Here is a 3,750-nt window from a genome sequence, read left to right as displayed (position 1 = left end):
AGTACGACGGCGGTTCCACCCGGGCGGTGGGCCGCCGTCGTCGTGTGATGGTGCGGATCCGTCGCGGACCCGGCCTCGCAGCGCACCGGCCGTCGTTGCGCGGGTCCTGCTGCGGATGGCGCCGCGCCTGTGCCGGCGAATCGTCAGGACGGCTTCACCCGCGATATTCTGGACCGGCACGGCGAAGCCCCAGTAGCCCAATGGCAGAGGCACCAGACTTAAAATCTGTTCAGTGTCGGTTCGAGTCCGACCTGGGGTACCTAGACAGTGGCCGGTGCCGGCTGGAAGTCGGCCAGCCAGAGGTCGGGCCCGAACACCTCGTACCGGATGTCCCGTGCGGGGATGCCCCGGGCAATGAGGGTGCTGCGGACCGCCTGCATGAAGACCAGCGGCCCACATAGGTAGTACTCGGCGTCGTCAGGGAGGTCGATGGAGCTGACGTCCATGAAACCCACCAGCTCATCCTGCACGGTCAGCGTCGGTCTGGCTGGTTCCACGAACCAGCTGGTGAGGGAAGCATCCGGCAGCTGTGCCAGATCCGACGTGACCTGGTGGCGCAGTGCAAAGTTATCGGCGGAGTTGTCCGCGTGCAGCAGCATCACCCGACGCTGTGAACCGGACTGCACCAGGTGGGAGATCATCCCGGCCATCGGCGTGATGCCGATGCCGGCGCTGGCGAAAACGATCGGGCGGCGCGTGTCATTGACCACCACGTCACCGGAGGGGACCGACAGCACCACTTCATCGCCGACGTCGACGGTCCCATGAAGCAGGTTCGACACCTCGCCGTCGGGGGTCGGCAGCCCGTGGATCCGTTTGACCGAGAACTGGCGGTGTTTTCCGTCGTCGGCGCGGGTGAGGCTGTATTGCCGGGGCTGGTGCACGCCGTCGGGCATCAGGGCCTGCAGGCTCACGTACTGCCCGGGCAGCGACGGCTTCACATCGCGGTCGTCGGTCCGCTCCACCACGAACGTCACGACGTCGTCGGTCTCCCGGATCTTCTCGCACACCCGCCACGTACGCCAGACGGCGTCGGGGGCGAGGTTCAGTTCGGTATACATCCTGCGTTCCTGGTTGATCAGGACGTTCGCCATCAGCCAGTACACCTCGTCCCAGGCTGCTGCGACCTCGTCCGTGACGGCGTCACCGAGGACATCCACGATCGCCCACATGAGGTGGTCGTGGACAATCTGATACTGATCGGGGCGCAGGCCCAGGGAAACGTGCTTGTGGGCGATGCGGGACAGCAGATGATCCGGCAGTTCGCCGGGAGTGTTCACCAGGAAACCGGCGAACGCCGCCACCGACCCGGCCAGCGCCTGCTGCTGCCGTCCGTCCGCCTGGTTGCCGCGGTTGAAAAGGCCGTCCATGAGCTCGGGCTTGTCCGCGAACATGTGGGCGTAGAACCGTTGGGCGATCTCGACGATATTTTCGCCGACGACCGGCAGTGTTGCTTCGATGACAGGACGGGAGGTATCGGAAAGCATTCATACTCCTTGGCGGACAAGTGGCCTGGTGATGCTGCGGGACATGTGTCCGAGGCAGGGGTGCTCCAGGTCTGCGCTGCCCTCACCGTACAGGGTTGAGGTTCGGTGAGAACCCGCTGAGCCCCGGGCGGTGGGACACATCGCGGAGTTCCCGCGCAATACTTACTGGTATCGAGCGCCGCTGCATCCGGCGCGGATCATTTCCTGACGGAGGGACACGTGGTGGAAAAGAGTTCACTGGTTGCGCTGGTACGGCATCAGCTGGAGATTGCCCGCGGCTCCTCCAGCGGACGGAGCGCGTCCACGGTCTACGGCGGTCATGAGCACGTGCTGCGGCAGACTGTGATCGCCCTGCGGGCGGGATCCTCGCTGGGGGAGCACGAGAATCCAGGTGAGGCGACGGTGCAGGTTCTGCACGGCCGGGTGGTCCTTGCCGCTGGGGAGAATGTCTGGGAGGGTTCGCCGGGTGATCTGCTGACCGTCCCTCCGTCGCGGCACAGCCTGGAAGCAGTCGAGGACTCCGCCGTTCTGCTGACGGTGGCCATGCGCGGCTGATCCGGCTGGTGCTCGGGTTCCGCCCGGGATGCCGGCGGTTTCGCTCCGGACCTGGATAAGAAGTGAAAAAGACAGGATACTGACTAATCGGCCCTGTCAATACTATGTGAAGCGCTCCGGGCCGAGCGTTACAAGGATGTAATAAGATTCCCTTATTTTTGTCGGAATTTTGCACTAGTTTCTTCTACAGACCAGGAACACCTGGTGACTGCAGCAAGGCACATGAAGCCTTTCGGTCGAGGAGAAAAATTGATGACAGCAACACGTAACTCAGTGCGTTTCGGCACTGGGGAGAATGCCACGCGTGCCGCGAAGGTAGCTGCCCTTGGCTTGGGTATCGCACTTCTCGCCTCCGGTTGCGGCGGATCGTCAGCGCCCGAGAGCGAGGCCGAGGCAACAGAGGCACCGGCATCCGAGGCAGCGGCGGCGGGGCTGGCATGCCCCGAGAGCGAGGGTGGACAGGCCGCCGAGGCCAACCCGAAGGGTGACCCGGCAGCCGTTCCCGAGGCAACCACTGTCAGCGACCAGCCGCTCAACATCGGAACACTCCTCCCCACGACCGGAAGCCTTGCATTCCTCGGTCCGCCCGAAATCGCGGGTACCAACCTGGCCGTCGAGGAGATCAATGTCGCCGGGGGCGTGCTCGGGCAGGACATCTCGATCGTCCACCGCGACTCGGGCGACACCACCACCGACATCGCTACCCAGTCCGTCGGCGACCTGCTGTCCCAGGACGTCAGTGCGATTGTTGGTGCAGCTTCCTCCGGCGTTTCGAAGACCGTGATCAACCAGATCACGGGTGCAGGCGTTGTGCAGTTCTCACCGGCCAACACCTCCGCGGAATTCACCAACTGGGATGACAACGGCCTCTACTTCCGCACCGCTCCTTCAGACGTGCTGCAGGGGCGCACGCTCGGAAACTACATCATGACCTGTGGTGCGCAGACGGTCGGCATGATCGTCCTCAATGACGCCTACGGCACCGGGTTGGAAGCCACCATCACCGAAACCGTCGAAGGCGCGGGCGGACAGGTTGTTGCCACCGAGATGTTCAATGAGGGCGACTCACAGTTCAGCAGCCAGGTCGATGCAGTGGTGGCCGCCGAACCCGACGCAATCGTCCTCATCAGCTTCGACCAGGCAAAGAGCATCGTTCCACTCCTGACGAGCAAGGGCGTTGACCCGACCAGCCTGTTCATGGTCGACGGAAATACGACCGACTACAGTGCCGACCTCGAGCCCGGAACCATGGAGGGCGCCCAGGGCACCATCCCCGGCCCGTTCACCGGGACCGGTTTCCAGGAAGCGTTGGGGACGATCGACCCGAACCTCACCAGCTTCGCCTACTCCGGTGAAAGCTACGATGCTGTCACGCTGATCTCCCTCGCGGCCGAGGCTGCAGGAAGCGTTGAAGGCGTCGCAATCGGTGAGCAGCTCGAGGCAGTGTCCAAGGACGGGGAGAAGTGCTTCGACTTCGCCGCCTGCATCACGCTGCTCCGCAACGGCGGGGACATCGACTACGACGGCATCTCGGGCCCGGTCACCTTCGACGAGAACGGTGACCCGACCGAGGCCGCCATCGGCATCTACCAGTACGACGCCGAGAACAAGCCGCAGCCCAGCCGGTCCGAGCTCGGCCAGCTGTAACACTCAGTAGAACCCGCAGCAACCAGGAGGGCCCCGCCAGTATCCGTGAGGATGCCGGCGC

At 64.2% G+C, this 3,750-nt stretch carries 4 protein-coding genes and 1 tRNA gene; 3 read left to right on the top strand and 2 right to left on the bottom strand.

The genetic code is table 11. The annotated features are described in order from the left end of the window. A partial coding sequence (locus Y704_RS24840) for a hypothetical protein (protein WP_216698968.1) occupies positions 1-213 on the bottom strand: 213 nt, incomplete at its 3' end. On the opposite strand from Y704_RS24840, the gene Y704_RS0109510 reads away from it, so the two are divergent. Beyond that, positions 187-259: transfer RNA gene (locus tag Y704_RS0109510), tRNA-Leu, on the top strand. The genes Y704_RS24840 and Y704_RS0109510 overlap by 27 nt on opposite strands. A 1-nt stretch (position 260) precedes the next feature. Here the strand turns inward: Y704_RS0109510 and Y704_RS0109505 are convergent. Then, entirely contained in the window at positions 261-1,487 is a 1,227-nt protein-coding gene (locus tag Y704_RS0109505; RefSeq protein ID WP_026549947.1) for a globin domain-containing protein, read from the bottom strand. Positions 1,488-1,709: 222 nt separating this feature from the next. On the opposite strand from Y704_RS0109505, the gene Y704_RS0109500 reads away from it, so the two are divergent. Both Y704_RS0109500 and Y704_RS0109495 read left to right on the top strand, forming a co-directional pair. Continuing rightward, on the top strand, positions 1,710-2,042 hold the full coding sequence (locus Y704_RS0109500; RefSeq protein ID WP_026549946.1) for a cupin domain-containing protein: 333 nt from the start codon (positions 1,710-1,712) through the stop codon (positions 2,040-2,042). A 252-nt stretch (positions 2,043-2,294) separates the two neighbouring features. Then, positions 2,295-3,689 carry an ABC transporter substrate-binding protein gene (locus Y704_RS0109495; RefSeq protein WP_051476875.1) on the top strand — a complete coding sequence of 465 codons (1,395 nt, stop codon included), beginning with the start codon at positions 2,295-2,297 and terminating at the stop codon, positions 3,687-3,689. Positions 3,690-3,750: the final 61 nt, after the last annotated feature.

It is taken from the genome of Arthrobacter sp. Br18, assembly GCF_000520555.1.
In the GTDB taxonomy this organism is placed as follows: Bacteria; Actinomycetota; Actinomycetes; order Actinomycetales; family Micrococcaceae; genus Arthrobacter_D.
Note: the sequence above shows the minus strand (reverse complement) of the source record. Positions and strands in the feature narration are given on the sequence as shown.

Bases quoted from the DNA above. Each gene is read 5' to 3' on its own strand.
- Y704_RS0109505 (WP_026549947.1), bottom strand. From the start codon at position 1,487: ATGCTTTCCGATACCTCCCGTCCTGTCATCGAAGCAACACTGCCGGTC.
- Y704_RS0109495 (WP_051476875.1), top strand. From the start codon at position 2,295: ATGACAGCAACACGTAACTCAGTGCGTTTCGGCACTGGGGAGAATGCC.